This is a genomic window from Pseudomonas furukawaii, from assembly GCF_002355475.1.
GTDB lineage: Bacteria > Pseudomonadota > Gammaproteobacteria > Pseudomonadales > Pseudomonadaceae > Metapseudomonas > Metapseudomonas furukawaii.
The window spans coordinates 656,950-675,276 of sequence record NZ_AP014862.1 but is presented as its reverse complement, the minus strand read 5'-3'; the positions used below and the strand labels follow the sequence as shown (position 1 = coordinate 675,276).

At 69.5% G+C, this 18,327-nt stretch carries 16 protein-coding genes and 1 riboswitch; of the genes, 8 read left to right on the top strand and 8 right to left on the bottom strand.

All coding sequences use genetic code 11. From position 1 onward, the window contains the following. Nucleotides 1-7: 7 nt before the first annotated feature. The 6 genes from KF707C_RS03130 to KF707C_RS03105 are packed head-to-tail and all read right to left on the bottom strand — an operon-like array spanning nt 8 to nt 4,373. A complete protein-coding gene (locus KF707C_RS03130) occupies nt 8-325 on the bottom strand; it encodes a CcdB family protein (RefSeq protein ID WP_004420568.1) in 318 nt (105 codons plus the stop codon). Further along, nucleotides 325-570: a type II toxin-antitoxin system CcdA family antitoxin gene (locus KF707C_RS03125; protein ID WP_004420569.1), complete on the bottom strand. Its 246-nt coding sequence runs from the start codon at nt 568-570 to the stop codon at nt 325-327. Before KF707C_RS03125 ends, KF707C_RS03130 begins: the two co-directional genes overlap by 1 nt. 40 nt (nt 571-610) lie before the next feature. Then, a complete protein-coding gene (locus KF707C_RS03120; RefSeq protein ID WP_004420571.1) occupies nt 611-1,318 on the bottom strand; it encodes a (2Fe-2S) ferredoxin domain-containing protein in 708 nt (235 codons plus the stop codon). After that, the gene (locus KF707C_RS03115) at nt 1,315-2,046 is read right to left on the bottom strand and encodes a cobalt-precorrin-6A reductase (RefSeq protein WP_004420573.1); all 732 of its coding nucleotides are present in this window, start codon (nt 2,044-2,046) and stop codon (nt 1,315-1,317) included. Before KF707C_RS03115 ends, KF707C_RS03120 begins: the two co-directional genes overlap by 4 nt. Beyond that, nucleotides 2,043-3,140: a cobalt-precorrin-5B (C(1))-methyltransferase gene (locus KF707C_RS03110; protein ID WP_004420575.1), complete on the bottom strand. Its 1,098-nt coding sequence runs from the start codon at nt 3,138-3,140 to the stop codon at nt 2,043-2,045. Before KF707C_RS03110 ends, KF707C_RS03115 begins: the two co-directional genes overlap by 4 nt. 30 nt (nt 3,141-3,170) lie before the next feature. Next, nucleotides 3,171-4,373: a bifunctional cobalt-precorrin-7 (C(5))-methyltransferase/cobalt-precorrin-6B (C(15))-methyltransferase gene (locus tag KF707C_RS03105; RefSeq protein WP_004420577.1), complete on the bottom strand. Its 1,203-nt coding sequence runs from the start codon at nt 4,371-4,373 to the stop codon at nt 3,171-3,173. Nucleotides 4,374-4,507: 134 nt separating this feature from the next. Beyond that, nucleotides 4,508-4,679, top strand: a riboswitch (cobalamin riboswitch). A gap of 88 nt (nt 4,680-4,767) precedes the next feature. Between KF707C_RS03105 and cobG the strand changes: the two genes are divergently transcribed. The 8 genes from cobG to KF707C_RS03065 all read left to right on the top strand — a co-directional run bounded on the left by cobG (nt 4,768) and on the right by KF707C_RS03065 (nt 14,938). Beyond that, nucleotides 4,768-6,084 carry a precorrin-3B synthase gene (cobG, locus tag KF707C_RS03100; protein ID WP_036991388.1) on the top strand — a complete coding sequence of 439 codons (1,317 nt, stop codon included), beginning with the start codon at nt 4,768-4,770 and terminating at the stop codon, nt 6,082-6,084. Continuing rightward, nucleotides 6,081-6,707, top strand: a complete 627-nt coding sequence (locus KF707C_RS03095; protein WP_004420585.1) for a precorrin-8X methylmutase — start codon at nt 6,081-6,083, stop codon at nt 6,705-6,707. The genes cobG and KF707C_RS03095 overlap by 4 nt, the downstream gene beginning before the upstream one ends. Then, complete coding sequence (locus KF707C_RS03090) at nt 6,704-7,453, top strand: precorrin-2 C(20)-methyltransferase (protein WP_004420587.1); 750 nt, start codon at nt 6,704-6,706, stop codon at nt 7,451-7,453. Before KF707C_RS03095 ends, KF707C_RS03090 begins: the two co-directional genes overlap by 4 nt. Continuing rightward, a complete protein-coding gene (gene cobJ, locus KF707C_RS03085; RefSeq protein ID WP_004420590.1) occupies nt 7,453-9,099 on the top strand; it encodes a precorrin-3B C(17)-methyltransferase in 1,647 nt (548 codons plus the stop codon). The genes KF707C_RS03090 and cobJ overlap by 1 nt, the downstream gene beginning before the upstream one ends. 160 nt (nt 9,100-9,259) lie before the next feature. Then, on the top strand, nt 9,260-9,757 hold the full coding sequence (locus KF707C_RS03080) for a sigma-70 family RNA polymerase sigma factor (RefSeq protein ID WP_004420594.1): 498 nt from the start codon (nt 9,260-9,262) through the stop codon (nt 9,755-9,757). Beyond that, nucleotides 9,754-10,713, top strand: a complete 960-nt coding sequence (locus KF707C_RS03075; RefSeq protein WP_004420597.1) for a FecR domain-containing protein — start codon at nt 9,754-9,756, stop codon at nt 10,711-10,713. Before KF707C_RS03080 ends, KF707C_RS03075 begins: the two co-directional genes overlap by 4 nt. A 113-nt stretch (nt 10,714-10,826) precedes the next feature. Next, a complete protein-coding gene (locus tag KF707C_RS03070; RefSeq protein ID WP_004420600.1) occupies nt 10,827-13,244 on the top strand; it encodes a TonB-dependent siderophore receptor in 2,418 nt (805 codons plus the stop codon). A gap of 431 nt (nt 13,245-13,675) precedes the next feature. Next, nucleotides 13,676-14,938 (top strand): OprD family porin, encoded by a 1,263-nt coding sequence (locus KF707C_RS03065; protein ID WP_096368002.1) that lies wholly within the window; start codon nt 13,676-13,678, stop codon nt 14,936-14,938. Nucleotides 14,939-15,363: 425 nt separating this feature from the next. Here KF707C_RS03065 and ltrA read toward each other — a convergent pair whose 3' ends face one another. Then, nucleotides 15,364-16,731: a group II intron reverse transcriptase/maturase gene (gene ltrA, locus KF707C_RS03060; RefSeq protein WP_003453656.1), complete on the bottom strand. Its 1,368-nt coding sequence runs from the start codon at nt 16,729-16,731 to the stop codon at nt 15,364-15,366. A 642-nt stretch (nt 16,732-17,373) separates the two neighbouring features. After that, entirely contained in the window at nt 17,374-18,291 is a 918-nt protein-coding gene (locus tag KF707C_RS03050) for a 2-hydroxyacid dehydrogenase (RefSeq protein ID WP_004419973.1), read from the bottom strand. Nucleotides 18,292-18,327 lie beyond the last annotated feature (36 nt).

The following is an 18,327-nucleotide window of genomic DNA, read 5'->3' as shown; positions in this document are numbered from 1 at the left end:
GACCCGCTCAGATACCGGAGATCAGCAGGTCCAACGCCGCGATGATTTCGAAGCGCTGCCCCGCAAGGTCGGCCACCTGGCGCCCCAGTGCACGGCGTGGCACCCCAGCCATTTCCGGCGTGACCATTACCACCGACACCCCCTCGACCTCGAACCGAGGCATGAGCGAACCAACCGCGCGACCACCCATGGCTCGCTCGCTGTAGAGCGGCACCACCACGCGTGTTCCGAGGCCATCCAGCAGATCACTCTGCACGTCGAGGAGGTAAGGGACATCGGCCCGAGTGGCAGGGTTGGTGTTCAGGTAGACGGCGAACTGCGGCATCAGAAGCGCCTCAGCCCGTCACTGAACACACCGTCGCTTTCAACATGCTGGTTGTAGGCCGCGATGGCCTCGCGGTTTTCTGCCAACCACACCTCGCGCTGGCGCGCCCGCAACGTCTCGGCCAGGGCCTGCTCCAGGGTCGCGGACAGATTGATGTCGAGCGCGCGGGCCTTGTTCAACAAGTCGCTGTTGACGCTGAGGTTGGTGGGCTTCTTGGGCGCCTGGGGGTCGTACAGAACGGGCATCGGGATCGCCTCCTTTTAATGCGCATAATCTATGCGCATCTCATCCCTTCATCAACAACTCCGGCACCGCCCGCTCTTCGACTATCCGCTCCTGCACCCAGCGCAGCACCTGCTCCTCGCTTTCCAGGCGGTACCACTCGCCTTCCGGGTAGAGGCTGGCGGTGGGGCCGAGGTCGCAGGGGTACTGGCATTGGGTGCGGGTGATGTGCACGCCGCCTGCGCACTCCAGCTTGCCGGCGGCCTTGAGGGTTTCCCGCAGTTTCTTCCACAGCGGCAGCGCGCCCCGGCGGGTGCAGCGCGGGCCGTTGCACAGCAGCAGGCGGCGGGCGTGGGGCGGGATGCAGGACCAGGCGTGGCTCTCCGGCAGCGCCGGTACCTCCACGCAGGCCAGGTGCAGCTCGGTGCGCGCCACCAGGGCGCAGGCGGCGCCGGCCGGGTCGCTGTCGTACTGGCCCAGCAGGCTGGCGATGAACAGGTGCTCCGGGGCCTCGCACTGGCCGAGTTCGCTGCGCAACCAGTCCAGGTGCGGCGGCGTGCTCTGCGGGTCGAGGTCGATCACCAGCAGCGGGCGCGGGCTGGCCTGCACGGCCTCGCGCAGGGCGTCCGGCCCGGCACCGGTGTCGACCACATCGGCCAGCGCGGCCTCACCCCGCAGGGCGACCAGTTGGCGACGGAACAGCTCGGCGAAGGCGCCCTCGGCAAGGTCGGGCCCGGCGAACAGCACGCGGGCGTAAACGGTGGCGGTCATGGTGTGTCCAGGTAGGGGCCGAGTGCCTGCCAGAGGCCTTCGACCGAATCGAATTCGCGGGTCACCGGCGGCAGCGCCGGACGCCTGAGGATGAGCACCGGCAGGCCGCGCTCGCGGGCCACCTGCAGCTTGGGCTCGGTGGACTGGCTGCCGCTGTTCTTGCTGATCAGCACATCGGTGCCGAGGCGCTCGAACAGCGCGCGCTCCTCGTCCAGGTGGAAGGGCCCGCGCGAGCCGATCACCTCATGGCGCTCGCCCGGCGCCTGCCCTTGCAGGCAGCGCACCGTCCAGTGCTGGTGGACGGGCACCGCGTCCAGATGCTCCAGCGGCTCGCGGCCGAGGGTGAAGAAGGGCCGGCGGAACGGCGCCAGCGCGGCCATCAGTCCCGCCCAGTCGTCCACCTCGCGCCAGTCATCGCCAGGCCCGGCCTGCCAGCCGGGACGGCGCAGCGCCCAGCAGGGTACCCCGGCCTGCGCGGCGGCGCGGGCGGCGTTGTGGCTGATCTGCGCGGCATAGGGGTGCGTGGCGTCCACCAGCAGGCCGATGCCCCGCTCGCGGATATAGCCCGCCAGCCCCTCGGCACCGCCGAAGCCGCCGACGCGCACCTGGCAGGCCAGGTCCTGGGGCACCCTGCCGAGGCCGGCGAGGCTGTAGACATGGGCGGGGCCGAGGCTGCGGGCCAGGGCCAGGGCCTCGGTCACGCCGCCCAGCAGCAGGATGGGGGTCATGGGTTCTCCAGCGCCTCGCCGACGATGACGCCCTGACGATCGATGGCGAAGACTTCCAGGGCCACGCGGGCCGGCACCGTGCGCCGGGCGAAGGCCAGGGCGCGGGCGCAGACGGCGTTGCCCAGGGGCACGCCGTCGGCATGGGCCAGGGCCAGGGCCTGCTGGCTGGTGTTGGCGCCTTCGATAGCGGCCTGCAGGGCGCTGTCGGCCCCCAGCTCGGCGGCCCAGCGGGCCAGCTGCGGCAGGTCGATGCTGGAGTGGCGGCTGTGCAGGTCCATGTGCCCGGCGGCGAGCTTGCTGATCTTGCCGAAGCCGCCGCAGAGGCTGAGCCTGGCCACCGGCGCCTTGCGCAGGTGCTTGAGCACCGCACCGGCGAAGTCGCCCATCTCGATCAGCGCCGTGTCGTCCAGGCCGTAGCGCTGGCGCATGGCGTCCTCGCTGGCGTTGCCGGTGCAGGCGGCCAGGTGGGTGAAACCGTTGGCGCAGGCCACGTCGATGCCCTGGTGGATGGAGGCGATGTAGGCCGCGCAGGAAAAGGGCCGGACGATGCCGGTGGTGCCCAGGATGGAAAGTCCGCCGAGGATGCCCAGGCGCGGGTTCATGGTCTTCAGCGCCAGGGCCTCGCCGCCCTGCACGCAGACGGTCACCTCGAAGCCACCGGCATAGCCGAGCGTCCCGGCCAGTTCGGTGAGGTGGTCGGTCATCATCCGCCGGGGCACCGGGTTGATGGCCGGTTCGCCCACCGCCAGCACCAGGCCGGGACGGGTCACGGTGCCGACGCCGGGGCCGGCGTGGAAGCGCACCCCCGGCTCGGCGGCCAGCCGCACCCGGGCATGGATCAGCGCGCCGTGGGTCACGTCCGGGTCGTCGCCAGCGTCCTTCAGGGTGCCGGCCTCGGCGCCGCCGTCGATCAGTCGGCAGAACTCCAGGCGCAGCATCACCCGCTTCCCCTTGGGCAGGACGATCTCCACCGCGTCGGCCGCCTCGCCGCCCAGCAGCAGGCGCGCCGCCGCCAGGCTGGTGGCGGTGGCGCAACTGCCGGTGGTGTAGCCGCTGCGCAGGGGCGCGGGCTGCTCGGGGGTTTCGTCACGCATGGGAGCGTCCCGGCGAGGAACAGGCGGCCGTCATGGCTTGACCGCCTCCAGCAGGGTGATGGGCAGGGCCGAACGCCAGGTGTCGAAGTCCCCCAGCGGCTGGGCCTGGGCGACGGTGATGCGGGTCAGGCTGCCGCCGTTGTCGGCGCGGAAGGCCACCAGAGTCGACTCGCTCTGCAGGGTCACGGCGTTGGCCACCAGGCGGCCGCCCGGCTTGAGCCGCGCCCAGCACTGCGCCAGTACGCCGGGGTCGGTGACGCCGCCGCCGATGAAGATGGCATCCGGCGCCGGCAGACCCTCCAGCGCCGCCGGGGCCTCGCCGGCCACCAGTTGCAGCCCGGGCACGCCCAGGGCGTCGCGGTTGTGCCGGATGTGCGCCTGGCGTCCGGCATTGGCCTCGATGGCCAGGGCCCGGCAGGCGGGATGGGCGCGCATCCATTCGATGCCGATGGAGCCGCAGCCGGCGCCCACGTCCCACAGCAGCTCGCCGGGGCGCGGCGCCAGGCGGGCCAGGGTGATGGCGCGGACATCGCGCTTGGTGAGCTGGCCATCGTGGCGGTAGGCGTCGTCGGGCAGCCCGCAGGTCACCGGCAGCGCGCGGGTGCCGGGATCGGCCGCCACCTCCACCGCCACCAGGTTGAGGTCGGCCACCTCCACGGCGCTCCAGGCGCTGGCCAGGCCGTCGAGCCGGCGTTCGAGGGGACCACCCAGATGCTCCAGCACGGTGAGGCGACTGGCGCCGAAACCGGCCGCCACCAGCAGGGACGCGAGGCTCGCCGGGGTGCCGCCGTCGTTGCTCAGCACCAGCAGCCGCGCGCCGGGGTGCAGGTGGCCATTGAGCACCGCCAGGGGCCGCGCCACGGTGGAGAGCAGCGTCACCTCCTGCAGCGGCCAGCCCAGGCGCGCCGCTGCCAGGGAAGCGGACGAAGGCGCCGGCAGCACCCGCAGCTCCTCGGCCGGCACCTGACGCGCCAGGCTGGCGCCCACGCCGAACAGCATCGGGTCGCCACTGGCCAGCACGCACAGCGTCGTGCCCCGTCGCGCCAGCACCGGCTCCAGGGAGAAGGGGCTCGGCCAGGGTGTACGCACGGCACGGATGCAGCGCGGCAACAGCGCCAGCTGGCGCGGCGCCCCCACCACTTCGGCGGCGCCCAGCAGCGCATGCCGGGCGGCCTTGCCCAGCCCCCCGTAGCCGTCCTCACCGATACCCACAACCGTCAGCCAGGGCTGCATGGAAACTCCCGTTTCTACCGAGGTGTCAGCCGCTTGCCCTTCCGACAGGCAGCCTTTTCCTCATGTCGCTCAAAGCGGGCATAATAGCGCCCTTCATCGGTTGCCGGCGCCTGCCAGAGGTGCTGGCCGGGGGTCGTGACGAGGGTATTTCCCGTGCGATGCCCTGAGGGAACACGGTCGCACCGTGGCTGCCCCCGCAACTGTAAGCAGCGAGTCCACGCACCCTGGCCACTGAGCACCGCTCGGGAAGGCCGCGAAGGATGACGACCTGCCAGCCAGGAGACCTGCCGGTGAAACCAGTCGCGTGTGAGCGCATCGGGCGGGGTGTATCGATGCAAGCGTGTCCCTGGGCCAGGGATATTCCGGTCGCCGCGACGCCAACCAGGGTGACCCGTTGAAACAGGCCGAATCCGCTGCCACCTCCGTCCGCCCCTCGGCCTGCCCGGGGTTGCTGCGCATCGTGCAATCCGGCGATGGCGGCCTCTGTCGCATCAAGCTGCCCTGTGGCCGCCTCCACGCCCACCAGGCCCGTGCCGTGGCCGCCGCCGCGCGGCAGCAGGCCAGCGGCGTGATCGAGGCCACCAACCGCGCCAACCTGCAGATCCGTGGCGTGCGCCCCGGCGCCGAAGGCGCGCTGATCGAGACGTTGCTGGCCGCCGACCTGGGTGCGCCCTCCCCCGGCGCCGATGACCTGCGCAACCTGATGGTCAGCCCGCTGCTGGGCCTGGAGCCCGGCGTCGGCCAGACGGTCGCCGCCCTGGCCGAGCGCCTGCTGGCACTGCTGCAGGACACCCCGCGCTTCCATGCCCTGTCGCCCAAGTTCGCCCTGCTGCTGGACGGCGGCGAACCCCTGGCCATGCTGGAACACCCCCACGACATCTGGCTCGCTGCCCTCGGGCCGCAGGCCGACGCGCCCTTCGCCTTCGGCCTGGCCGGGTGCCCGCCGCTGCGCGCGGACGACGCCCCCGCCTTCGGCGCCGTGCCCGCCGCACAGGTGCCGGCCCTGGTGGAGGCGCTGCTGCAGCTCTTCCTCGACCGCGCCCGCCCGGAGCAGACACGCATGCGCCACCTGCTGGCCGACCTCGGCCCCGCCGCCTTGGTGGCGGAGCTGGAACGCCGACTCGGCACGCCCCTGCAGCCGTTGCCGGACTGGCGCCGCGACACCGCCGCCACCCTCGGCCACCTGGGCCCCGTGGACGGCCGCCATGCCGGCGCCGCCGCGCCCCTCGGCCGCCTCGACGCCGCTCAACTGGACGCCCTGGCGGACCTGGCGGACCAGCAGAGCGACGGCCAACTGCGCCTCACCCCCTGGCAATCGGTGCTGCTGCCGGCCCCCCGCGACCTCGACGGCACCCTCGCCGCCCTCGCCGCCCTGGGCTTGGTCACCGACGCCACCGCCCCGCTGGCCCGGCTCATCGCCTGCACCGGCTCCGCCGGCTGCCCACGCAGCCTCGCCGACACCAAGGCCGACGCCCTGGCCCTGGCGCCCCGCCTGCCACCCGAGGTGCAGCTGCACCTGACCGGCTGCCCGCGCTCCTGCGCCGCCGCCCACGTCGCGCCCTTCACCCTGCTGGCCCGCGCACCGGGCCGCTACGACCTCTACCAGCGCGCTCGCGACGGCTTCGGCCGGCTGCTGGCGAGCGACCTCGACCTCGAACAGGCCAGCGACCGACTGGCCGCCACTCCTGACAGCTGGAGCTCCTCCGAATGATCGATTACATCCGCGATGGTCAGGAGATCTATCGCCACTCCTTCTCCATCATCCGCGCCGAGGCGGACCTCAGCGCCATCCCGCCGGACCTGGAGAAGCTCGCCGTGCGGGTGATCCACGCCTGCGGCATGGTCGATGTGGTGCAGGACCTGGCCTTCTCCCCCGGCGCCGGCACCGCCGGCCGGGCCGCCCTGGCAGCCGGCGCGCCGATCCTCTGCGATGCGCGCATGGTGGCCGAGGGCGTCACCCGCGCCCGCCTGCCGGCGGACAACCGGGTGATCTGCACCCTCAACGACCCCGGCGTACCGGAGCTGGCCCGCGAACTGGGCAACACCCGCTCGGCGGTGGCCCTGGAGCACTGGCGCGAACACCTGGAAGGCAGCGTGGTGGTGATCGGCAACGCTCCCACCGCGCTGTTCTACCTGCTGGAAATGCTCGACGCCGGCGCACCGAAGCCGGCGCTGATCCTGGGCTTCCCGGTGGGCTTCGTCGGCGCAGCCGAGTCCAAGGACCTGCTCGCCGCCGACAGCCGGGGCGTGCCCTACGTGGTGGTGCGCGGCCGCCGGGGCGGCAGCGCCATGGCGGCGGCGGCGGTCAACGCCCTGGCCACGGAGGTGGAATGATGAGCGGCAAGGGACGGCTGATCGGCCTCGGCGTGGGCCCGGGCGATCCGGAACTGATCACGGTCAAGGCCCTGCGCCTGCTGCAATCGGCGCAGGTGGTGGGCTACTTCGTCGCCAAGGCCAAGGCCAATCGGGGCGAGGGCGGCAACGCCTTCGGCATCATCGAGCAGCACCTCGGCGAGGCCCAGCAGCGCATGCCGCTGGTCTACCCGGTGACCACCGAGAAGCTGGAGCCGCCGCTGTCCTACGAGACGGTGATCAGCGACTTCTACGACACCGCCGCCCAGCAGGTGGCCCAGCACCTGGACGCCGGGCGCGACGTGGCGGTGATCTGCGAGGGCGACCCCTTCTTCTACGGCTCCTACATGTACCTGCACGACCGCCTGGCCGACCGCTACGAGGTGGACGTGGTCCCCGGCGTCTGCTCCATGCTCGGCAGCGCGGCGATGCTCGGCCTGCCCCTGGTGTACCGCAACCAGAGCCTCTCGGTGCTCTCCGGGGTGCTCCCCGAGGACGAGCTCAAGGCTCGGCTGGCCACCGCCGAGGCCGCCGTGGTCATGAAGCTCGGCCGCAACTTCGACAAGGTGCGCCGGGTGCTGGTGGAGCTGGGCCTGGCCGACCGCGCCCATTACGTCGAGCGCGCCACCATGGCCAACCAGCGCATCGTGGCGCTGGACGAGGTGGATCCGATGGCCTCGCCCTATTTCTCGATGATCCTGGTCCCCGGCCAGAAATGGAGGGGCTGATGAAGGCCCCCGCCATCGTCCTCCTCGGCAACGGCGGCCTGGCCGTCGCCCGCCGCCTCCAGGGACTTTATCCACAGGCCCGGGTGCTCGGCCTCGCCGGGCGCGTCGAAGGCGCCGACGAGCCCTACAGTGAATTCGGCGAGACCCTGCGCGAGCTGTATCGCAACGACACGCCGATCATCGCCCTGTGCGCCGCCGGCATCGTCATCCGCACCCTGGCGCCGCTGCTGGCGAGCAAGGGCGCCGAACCGCCGGTGCTGGCCCTGGCCGAGGACGGCAGTGCCGTGGTGCCGCTGCTCGGCGGCCTCGGCGGGGTCAACCGCATGGCCCGCGAGATCGCCGCCTGCCTGGAGGTGGCCCCGGCCATCACCACCAGCGGCGAACTGCGCTTCGGCACCTGCCTGCTGGACCCGCCATCCGGCTACGCCCTGGCCGACCTGGAACAGGGCAAGCGCTTCGTCGCCGACCTGCTCGGCGGCGAGACGATGCAGGTGGCCGGCGACGCGCCCTGGCTGGAGGCGGTCGCCCTGCCCCGCGACAGCGCCGCGAAGCTGACCCTGCACATCACCCCCGAACAGCGCCCCGCCGCCCGCGACGAACTGCTGATCCACCCCCGGGTGCTGGCCGTGCGCGTCGACGGCGACGCCTCGGCCGAGGCCATCCGCGAGGCCCTGGTAAGTGCCGGCCTGGCACCCCAGGCGCTGGCCTGCCTGGTGGCCGACCCGGCGCGCATGACCGACGCCGGCCTCGCTGCTGCCGCCGCCGAACTCGCGGTGCCGCTGCGCTTCGCCGCCGAGGACGCCGACCTACCCAGTCCCGTGGCCCGTATCGGCGACCTGCGCCTCTACCGCGCCCAGGCGCCCCTGGACCCGGCGCGCATCGGCCAGGCCCGAGGCCGCCTGACGGTGATCGGCCTCGGCCCCGGCGACCCGGTCTTCATGACCCCGGCCACCCGCCAGGCCCTGGACGAAGCCCAGGACCTGCTGGGCTACGAAACCTACATCCGCATGGCCGGCCCCCTGCGCGCCGACCAGGTGGCCCACTGCACCGACAACCGCGAAGAGCTGCAACGCGCCCGCCACGCCTTCGAGCTGGCGGCCAGCGGGCGCCGGGTGGTGGTGGTGTCATCCGGCGATCCGGGCGTGTTCGCCATGGCCGCCGCCGTGCTGGAAGCCCTGGACGAGGCCCGCGACCCGGCCTGGCTGCGGGTGGACCTGCAGATCCAGCCGGGCGTCTCCGCCGCCCTGGCCACCGCCGCCAGGGCCGGCGCGCCGCTGGGCCACGACTTCTGCCTGATCTCGCTCTCGGACAACCTCAAGCCCTGGGACATGATCGAACGGCGCCTCGACCACGCCGGTGCCGCCGACTTCGCCATGGCCTTCTACAACCCCATTTCCAGGGCACGCCCCTGGCAACTGGGCCGCGCCCTGGAGATCGTCCGCCAGCACCGTGGACCCGAGACCCTGGTGGTGCTCGGGCGCGACATCGGCCGCCCGGCGGAGAAGCTGACGGTGACCTGCCTCGGCGACCTGCTGCCCGAACAGGTGGACATGCGCACCCTGGTGATCATCGGATCGTCACTCACCCGCCGCGTACCTCGGGCCGAAGGTGGGGATTGGGTGTACACGCCGCGCTGGTATCGGTAGCGACACCTGTAGGGGCGGGTTCGCGAGCTCAGCTCGCTCCTACAAGTGAAACTTCCGGCGCAGCTATCAGATTCGATCCCGGATCCTTGTTGCAAAACCGCGTCGCCAACAAGAGAATGCGATTGGTTTTCATTTGATATCGCTTCTCGCGGTGACGTCCATGCCCTCTCCCCTCTCGATCCAGACGCTGTACAGCGAGCACCACGGCTGGCTGAGGAGCTGGCTGCGCAGCCGGTTGGGCAATGCCGCCGATGCCGCGGACCTGGCCCAGGACACCTTCCTGCGCCTGCTGGGCAAGGGTGAACTGCCGGACCTGCGCACGCCTCGGGCCTTCCTGCGCACCGTGGCGCGTGGCCTGGTGATCGACCATTGGCGCCGGGAAGAAGTGGAGCGTGCCTATCGGGAAGCCCTGGCGCACCTGCCGGAAGCGGTAGCACCCTCCCCCGAGGAGCGGGAGCTGATCCTCGAACTGCTGGAGCGCGTCGCCCGCCTGCTCGACCGCCTCAAGCCCAGGGCCCGCATGGCCTTCCTGCTGGCCCAGTGCGAGGGGCTGACCCAGAAGGAGGTGGCCGAACGCATGGGGATCTCGCTGCGCTCGGTGGAGCGCTACATCGCCGACGCCCTGTACCAGTGCTATCTGCTGAGATTCGAGGAATGAACCCGACCTCCCGCAGCGCCAGCCCCGACGAACCGGTGGTGCGCCAGGCCATCGCCTGGATGCTGCGCCTGCGCGGCAAGGCCGACCTCGACCTGCAACGGGCCTGCGAGCACTGGCGCGGACAGAGCGACAGCCATGAACTGGCCTGGCAACGGGTGCAACAACTGGAGCAGGAACTGGGGCTGGGCCTGAAAGCCATGCCCGGGACCGCCAACCTGCTGGACGACGCCCGGACCGGCCTGCGTCGGCGCCAGGCCCTGAAGCTGCTGTCGGGCGCCGCCCTGGGGGGAAGCGCACTCTGGCTGACCCGCGACCTGGCCCCCTGGGAGCGCCTGACCGCTGACCTCGCCACCGCCACCGGCGAACGCCGCTCGCAGGCGCTGGCCGACGGCAGCCGGCTGCTGTTGAACACCGACTCGGCGGTGGACCTGCGCTTCGACGGACGACAGCGGCTGATCCGCCTGCGGCGCGGGGAAATCCTCGTCGACGGCAGCGCAGGGCCCCTGCGGGTAATGACCGACCACGGCCTGCTGGACGCCCGTGACGCCCGCTTCGTCCTGCGCCAGGGTCGGGCCTCCTCCCGCGTCAGCGTGCTCGAGGGCCAGGTGAGGCTGGGCAGCGCCAGCGGCCTGCACCGCCAGCAGGCCGACGCCGGCCAGAGCCTCGACCTGCTCCAGGATGGCATCCGCCCGGTAACGCGCCTCGACCAGGAGCCCGGCGCCTGGGCCGAAGGCCTGATCGTCACCCGCGACATGCGCCTGGCGGACTTCCTCGCCGAGGTCGCCCGCTATCGCCACGGTCGCCTCGCCTGCAGCGAGCCCGTGGCCGACCTGCGGCTGTCGGGGGTGTATCGGCTGGATGACACGGAGCGCCTGCTGGCCCTGCTGCCACAGGCCCTGCCGGTGCGACTGCACTACCGCACCCGCTGGTGGGTGACGGTGGAGGCACGGGCCTGAGGCGTCGCAATGCCGGTGTCGCTGGCCGTCGACGAACTTTTTTGGCGGGTTTTCCGGGGCGGCCCGGCAATGGGAACGACTCCCATTCACCTTGCCATTCCACGGACATCCCGATGACCTCACCCCGCGCCTCCCGCCTTGCCCTCGCCGTTCGCGGCGCCCTGATCTCCGCCGCCCTGGCCGCGCCGCTGCTGCCGGCGGCCGGTTGGGCCGACCAGGCCGCCGAAGTCGCCAGCCGCAGCTACGCCATTCCCGCCGGCCCCCTGGGGGATGCGCTGAACCGCTTCGCCCGGGAAGCGGGCATCAACCTGGCCGCCACGCCGGCCCAGGTCCGGGGCCTGCGGAGCCCCGGCCTGTCCGGCAACCATGGCGTGGAAGCGGGCCTGGCGCGCCTGCTGGAAGGCAGCGGGCTGCAGGCGGAGGACCTTGGAAACGGCAGTTTCGTCGTGCGCGAGGTTTCCTCCGGCGCGGCCCTGGAAGTGCCCAGCACCCAGGTGTTCGCCCTGGGCAATGCCCTGGGCAGCGCCGACGGCTACCTGGCCACCCACAGCCAGATCGCCACCAAGACCAGCAAGGCCCTGCTGGAAACCTCCCAGAGCGTCTCGGTGGTGACCCGCGAGCAGATCGACGACCAGGGGTCGAAGACGGTGCAACAGGCCATGCGCTACACCCCCGGCATCTTCACCGGCCAGGTGGGCGCCTCCAACCGCTACGACTACATCGTGATGCGCGGCTTCGCCGACAACAGCGTGGACAACGTCTACCTGGACGGGCTGAAGACCATGGGCGACAGCGGCACCTTCAGCTCCCTGCAGGTGGACCCCTACTTCCTCGAACGTATCGATGTGCTCAAGGGACCGTCCTCGGTGCTCTACGGCCGCAGCCTGCCGGGCGGCCTGGTGGCGCTCACCAGCAAGAAGCCCCTGTACGAGGACTACCACCAGGTTCAGGCCACCCTGGGCAACCTCGACCAGAAGGGCCTGGGCTTCGATTTCAGCGGTCCGCTGGACGAGGAGAAACGCATCGCCTACCGCCTGGTGGGCCTGGGCAAGGGCGGCGATACCCAGTTCGACCACACCCGGGACGAGCGCTACGCCATCGCCCCGACCCTGGCCATCGACTTCAGCGACGACACCACCCTCACCCTGCTGGGCTACCTGCAGCACGACCCCAATGGCGGCTACCACAGTGGCGTGCCCGCCGACGGCAGCCTCTACCCGCACAATGGCCGGCGCATCGACCGCGACTTCTTCGACGGCGAACCCGCCCTGGACGACTTCGATCGCACCCAGCGCATGGTCGGCTACCAGCTGGAGCACCGCTTCGACGATGTCTGGAGCGCCCGGCAGAACCTCCGCTACCTGTCCGCCCAGGTGGACCTGTCCCAGGTCTACGGCTACCAGTGGACCGGCGCCGGCAGCAACGCGCTGAACCGCTACTTCTCCGGCGCCAGCGAAGACCTCGACGCCTACATCCTCGACAACATGGTGCAAGCCGAATTCGACTGGGGTCCCGCGCGCCACACCCTGCTCACCGGCCTCGACTACCAGAAGCGCAAGGCGAAGGTCGACTGGACATCGGCCAGCGTGTCGCCCCTGGACGCCTTCGATCCGGTCTACGGCAATGCCACCCTCGGGCCCCTCTACGAAGACAACCACACCCGCCGCCTGGAGCAGACCGGCCTGTACCTGCAGGACCTGGTGGACCTGGACCGCTGGCGCTTCTCCCTCGGCCTGCGCCAGGACTGGGTGGACGTCTCCGACCAGAACCGCAGCACCGGCGGCAGGAGCGAGGGCGACTGGAGCCGGTTCACCGGCCGCGCGGGCGTGCTCTACCTGTTCGACAACGGTGTCGCGCCGTACATCAGCTATTCCGAATCCTTCAACCCCAACGCCTATTCGGACAACGCCGGCAAACCGCTGGAACCCACCGAAGGCAAGCAGTGGGAAGCCGGACTGAAGTTCCAGCCGGCGGACAGCGACAGCCTGTATACCGCGTCGCTGTTCCACATCGTGCAGCAGAACGTGGCCTCCAAGCTGCCGCAGAACAGCTACTACGAGTCGGTCGGCGAAGTGCGCTCCCAGGGCCTGGAACTGGAAGCCAACACCCAGCTCACCGACCAGCTCAAGGTCCTGGCCAGCTACACCTACACCGACATCACCTACAGCGAGTCCGTGGACAAGGCGGTGCAGGGCAACACCCCGAACCAGGCGCCCAGGCACATGGCCTCCATCTGGGGCCAGTACGACTTCGACGCCGGCGCGCTGGACGGCCTGCGCACCGGCCTGGGCGTGCGCTACGTCGGCAGGAGCTGGGCCGACAAGGAAAACACCCTGCGCGTGCCCTCCTACACCCTGGTGGACGCCCTCATCGGCTACGACCTTGGCAAGCTGGGCCTGAAGGGCATGGACCTCAGCCTCAACGCCAACAACCTGCTGGACGAGGACTACGTGGCCTCCTGCTACAGCCTCGACTTCTGCTACTTCGGCGAGCAGCGCAACCTCACCGCCACCCTCGGCTACCAGTTCTGAGGCCCTCCCGGGGCCGGCCGGCCAGCGATGGCCGGCCACGTTATCGTACGACCTCGATATCCCGTCCCTTCCAGCGTCCCCCGCAGACCCTAGACAAAAGCCGTATCCGCGTTGACAAGGGCGACAAGGCCTGTCGATAATCGCGCCACGTTGTACGACGACGTATGACAAAAATAACAACAAGACATTCGCTCAGGGCCCGACCATGACCCTCGACCCGCAGAACGCCGCACCATCCCGCCAGGCCCGCCGCCGACCGCTCGCCCATGCCTTCGCCCACGCCCCCAGGGCACCCACCGGATTCGCCGACGGCTAGCCGCGGCTGAACGCTGGCCTGCGCGCCAGCCACTCCCCCAATGCCCCCATGTCGATGTGCGCTCCCGGCGCGCAGGGGGTCGGCTCAACTCCAGAAACCCCGGAGCACAACAACAATGACCCTCCGCAACGCCCTCAAATCCAGCCTGGCCGCTTCCGCCACCCTCGCCTGCGGGCTTGCCCTGCTGCCCGCCAGCGTCCATGCCGCCGGTTTCGCCGAAGACGCCAAGGTCGGCCTGAACCTGCGCAACTTCTACATCAACCGCAACTTCGTCGACCCCACCTACCCGCAGGGCAAGGCCGAAGAGTGGACCCAGAGCTTCATCCTCGACGCCCGCTCGGGCTTCACCGAAGGCCCGGTGGGCTTCGGCGTCGACGCCCTCGGCCTGCTGTCGGTGAAGCTGGATGGCGGCAGGGGCACCAGGGGCACCCAGTTGCTGCCGGTGCATGACGACGGTCGTCCCGCCGACGACTTCGGCCGCCTGGCGCTGGCCGGCAAGATGCTGGTCTCCAGCACCGAACTGAAGGTGGGCGAATGGATGCCGGTGCTGCCGATCCTGCGCGCCGACGACGGCCGCTCCCTGCCCCAGACCTTCCAGGGCGGCCAGGTCACCTCGAAGGAGATCGACGGCCTGACCCTCTACGGCGGCCAGTTCCGCCAGAACAGTCCGCGCAACGACGCCAGCCTGGAAGACCTGTCCATGAACGGCAAGGCGGCCTTCACCTCCGACCGCTTCAACTTCGCCGGCGGCGAATACGCCTTCAACGAGAACCGCACCCTGGTCGGCCTCTGGTACGCCGAGCTGGAAGACATCTACCAGCAGCAGTACCTGCAGGTGATGCACAGCCAGCCGGTGGGCGACTGGACCCTGGGCGCCAACCTCGGCTTCTTCAACGGCAAGGAAGACGGCTCGGCGCTGGCCGGCGACCTGGATAACCGCACCTGGTCCGCCCTGCTCTCCGCCAGGTACGGTGGCAACACCTTCTACGTCGGCCTGCAGAAGGTCGGCGGCGATGACGCCTGGATGCGGGTGAACGGCACCAGCGGCGGCACCCTGGCCAACGACAGTTACAACTCCAGCTACGACAACGCCAAGGAGAAGTCCTGGCAGCTGCGCCACGACTACAACTTCGCCGCCCTCGGCATCCCCGGCCTGACCCTGATGAACCGCTACATCAGCGGTGACGACGTCCACACAGGCGCCGTGACGGACGGCAAGGAATGGGGCCGCGAGACGGAACTGGGCTACACCGTGCAGAGCGGCGCGTTCAAGGCCCTCAACCTGAAGTGGCGCAATGCGAGCATCCGTCGCGATTTCAGTAACAACGAGTTCGACGAGAACCGCCTGATCATCAACTACCCGCTGTCGATCCTCTGATGCGCCACCGGGGTGGGGAAGGCTCCCTTCATCCCGGCTTTCCTCCAGGCACCTTCGGGTGCCTTTTTTCTGGTTCATCGCGGAATATCGGGGAATTCCTGTTCACACTGGATTGGCGATTTTGCGTGGCGCCCTGACCCACTCCCAGTCTGCGGATACCGCCCTCTCCCCCGCCCCTCTCCCAGAAGAGGAGAGGGGTGACTCGCGCCGGCAGGGGACAAGTCATCCTGCTGCCCAAACCGATCTGAAACCAGGCGAAGACGATGACGCCGCGAGGGGACCCGGCGAAGCCGGGCCGGATGCAGGGGCAAGCCCTTTGGTTCCTTTCGGCGATTGAGAATCGGCATAGGGGGCGGCCATCGGGCCGCGCCCCTGCCACACCACCCGGCATGCGGGTCCGCACCGGGCGGTTCGAGAAGTTGAGGTCAGCAGAGTCGAGGTAGACCCAACCGGTCGAACCACGCCACCGTGAGCACTCCATGGATCAGACCGACACTGTTGTGCCAGAACCTGTGGCTGTTGCCGGCTATCGCCGCTGCCAGATCAGGCCATGCTCCAAGTTTGCGCAGTTCACGGTACGTTCTCCGTCCGGTTTTCCATTGTTTGAGCTGGATGGCCCTGAGTCGTCGGCGTATCCACTCATCAAAACCCCGCCAACGACGAGGGGTTTGCGATAGACCGAAGTACGCTTTCCAACCCAGTAGGTAAGGCCTCAGGCTTTCCACCACTTGCGACACACTTCGGCCTCCGTTTCGAGACGTCAGCTGTCGGATGCGGCTTTTGAACCGCTGCAGTGCTTGGCTGGCCACCCCGCGTTTGATCTCGCCTTGAGCCGACAGCCAAAAGCTGTAGCCCAGGAACTTGCGGCCAAACGCACTGGCAATCGCGCTCTTGCGTTCGTTCACTTGCAGCCTGAGTCGATCATAAAGGCGACGGAGCACTGCCATTACCCGCTGACCGGCCTTGAGGCTGCGTACGTAAACATTCGCGTCGTCCGCGTACCTGACGAAGCAATGGCCTCGTCGCTCCAACTCTTTGTCCACCTCATCCAGCAATACATTGGCCAGCAGTGGTGAAAGGGGGCCGCCTTGCGGTGTCCCTCGTTCACTGGCCACCACCACGCCGTCGATCAACGTCCCGCTGTTCAGGTAGGCCCGGACCAGACGCAGAACGCCTCGGTCGGTCACCTTTCTGCTCAGTCGAGCGATCAACAGGTCATGGTCGACGCGATCGAAAAACTGCTCCAGATCGACGTCCACCAGGATGTTCCGCCCCGAGTGAATGTATCGCTGCGCTGCCAGTACCGCTTGGTGAGCGCTGCGACCGGGACGAAAGCCGTAGCTATGATCACTGAACCCTGGGTCCAGCAACGGCTGCAGAATCTGTAGCAGCGCCTGCTGGATCAGCCTGTCCGTCACCGTCGGGATGCCCAGCTTGCGCTCGCCACCCTCCGGCTTGGGGATCAGGACTCTACGCACCGGACTTGGCCGATACGTCCCGGCCAGCAACTGTGCCCGTATCGCGGGCCAGGCCGTTTTCAGATGCTCGACCGTCTCATCGATCCCAAGACCGTCGACGCCCGCAACACCTTTATTAGCCCGAACGCGCTTGAGCGCCAGTTGCAGGTTCTCTCTTGTCAGGACTTCTTGCAGAAGCCCTGACCCCGTGTGGTTCTGGTCATGGCGCGGACAGCCGGCTTCATCGCTGGACGCCCCGCGTCGGGCTTCACCCGTTGCAGCTCCGTCCCGCCCCGGTTTCCCGGGCATCTGATGCAAGGCCTGCTGTATCGCCATGGTGAACCTCACTCCTTCTCGTTCGGCCCTTCGCTGCAGCGCAACTACTACGGCCTCTGCTGACTTCTCGCTCCAACTTACGTCGTTGCCCTTTCAGGCATAAGGCGAGATCTCCCCAGGTAAGAACGCCATCCTTCACCGCACAACCGCTGCATTTACGTCACCGGGCTTTGGCCACAAGAGCTTCGCAGTACCTTGGCTGCTCGCCCTGTCCGGTAACGCCTCAGATGCAGTTCGTGTACCTCGGCTCGCGGTTTACGCTCCACGCTTCCTCCCCACACTCAGTCGCCTTCATGCAGTTGCGCTTCACTTCATTCGCTGTGGCCAGCTCAAGAGAGGACTTTCACCTCTAGGATGGCGCCCATGCTGGGCGCACAAGGGACTCGCCCGGGAGGGCGAAACAGAAACTCGCAGCCTACGCGGAAATGAGCCGAGCCCCCACAAAACCTGACGCCGGTTCGACAATCCGGCTTGAGCAAGTCCCTTCCCCGATAATCTGCGAAGAACCAAAAAAATCGGCGCACTCGTGATGCGCCGTCGCTGCGAGGCTGCAGCTCAATGTCGTGGGGAGGAAAGGGTGCCGGCTTTTGGCCTGGCACCTTATAGAGGCGACCACCCGACGTGGCCGCCGCTATGGGGGGATCAGGGCACCGGGGTGAGCAGCTCGCCGGTTTCGAGGAAGGCCGCCAGATTGGCGAACACCAGCTCCTCCATCGCCAGGCGGGTCTCTTCGGTGGCACTGCCGACATGGGGCGTCAGCACCACGCTGTCGAGGCCGAGGAGCGCCTCGGGCACCTGGGGCTCGGACTCGAACACATCCAGCCCGGCACCGCCCAGGCGCCCTTCCAGCAGCGCCGCCACCAGGGCCGGCTCGTCCACCACCGAGCCCCGCGCGACGTTGATCAGGATGCCGTCCGGCCCCAGGGCGTCGAGCACCGGTGCGGACACCAGGTGCCGGGTGGCGGCGCCACCCGGGCAGAGCAGCACGAGAAAGTCGGCCCAGCGCGCCAGCGCCAGAAGATCCGGCTCGAAACCGTAGGGCGCGCCCGCATCCGGACGGCGGTTGTGGTAGCGCACCTGCATGTCGAACGCCTGCGCGCGCCGGGCCAGGTCCTTGCCGATGCGCCCGAGGCCGACGATGCCCAGGCGCTTGCCGCTGACCTTGCGCGCCAGCGGGTACTGGCCCGTCTGCCAGCGACCGTCACGAAGGAAGCGGTCGGCGGCGCTGATCCGCCGGGCGCAGTCGATCATCAAGCCCATGGCCAGGTCCGCCACGCAGTCGTTGAGCACATCCGGCGTATAGCTGACCGGGATGCCCCGTTCCCGCGCCTGGTCCACGGCGATGGCGTCGTAACCCACGCCGAAGCTGCAGATGGCGCGGAGGCGGGGCAGGCGCGCCAGGTGCGCGGCCGAGCAGCCGAAGCGTGCCGAGGTGACCAGGATCTCGAACTCGCTGCCGTGGGCGTCGAGGTAGGCCAGGGCATCCCCCTGGCGCCACAGCTGCACCACGTCTTTCCCGCTGGCCAGGCGCTGGTTGAAGCGCTCGGTCAGCGGGCCCATGTGAAGAATCCTGGGTTCCATCCGGGTACTCCCAGC

Coding starts and splice junctions, on each gene's coding strand:
- KF707C_RS03130 (WP_004420568.1), bottom strand. CDS start 325: ATGCCGCAGTTCGCCGTCTACCTGAACACCAACCCTGCCACTCGGGCC.
- KF707C_RS03125 (WP_004420569.1), bottom strand. CDS start 570: ATGCCCGTTCTGTACGACCCCCAGGCGCCCAAGAAGCCCACCAACCTC.
- KF707C_RS03120 (WP_004420571.1), bottom strand. CDS start 1,318: ATGACCGCCACCGTTTACGCCCGCGTGCTGTTCGCCGGGCCCGACCTT.
- KF707C_RS03115 (WP_004420573.1), bottom strand. CDS start 2,046: ATGACCCCCATCCTGCTGCTGGGCGGCGTGACCGAGGCCCTGGCCCTG.
- KF707C_RS03110 (WP_004420575.1), bottom strand. CDS start 3,140: ATGCGTGACGAAACCCCCGAGCAGCCCGCGCCCCTGCGCAGCGGCTAC.
- KF707C_RS03105 (WP_004420577.1), bottom strand. CDS start 4,373: ATGCAGCCCTGGCTGACGGTTGTGGGTATCGGTGAGGACGGCTACGGG.
- KF707C_RS03095 (WP_004420585.1), top strand. CDS start 6,081: ATGATCGATTACATCCGCGATGGTCAGGAGATCTATCGCCACTCCTTC.
- KF707C_RS03090 (WP_004420587.1), top strand. CDS start 6,704: ATGATGAGCGGCAAGGGACGGCTGATCGGCCTCGGCGTGGGCCCGGGC.
- cobJ (WP_004420590.1), top strand. CDS start 7,453: ATGAAGGCCCCCGCCATCGTCCTCCTCGGCAACGGCGGCCTGGCCGTC.
- KF707C_RS03080 (WP_004420594.1), top strand. CDS start 9,260: ATGCCCTCTCCCCTCTCGATCCAGACGCTGTACAGCGAGCACCACGGC.
- KF707C_RS03075 (WP_004420597.1), top strand. CDS start 9,754: ATGAACCCGACCTCCCGCAGCGCCAGCCCCGACGAACCGGTGGTGCGC.
- KF707C_RS03070 (WP_004420600.1), top strand. CDS start 10,827: ATGACCTCACCCCGCGCCTCCCGCCTTGCCCTCGCCGTTCGCGGCGCC.
- KF707C_RS03065 (WP_096368002.1), top strand. CDS start 13,676: ATGACCCTCCGCAACGCCCTCAAATCCAGCCTGGCCGCTTCCGCCACC.
- ltrA (WP_003453656.1), bottom strand. CDS start 16,731: ATGGCGATACAGCAGGCCTTGCATCAGATGCCCGGGAAACCGGGGCGG.
- KF707C_RS03050 (WP_004419973.1), bottom strand. CDS start 18,291: ATGGGCCCGCTGACCGAGCGCTTCAACCAGCGCCTGGCCAGCGGGAAA.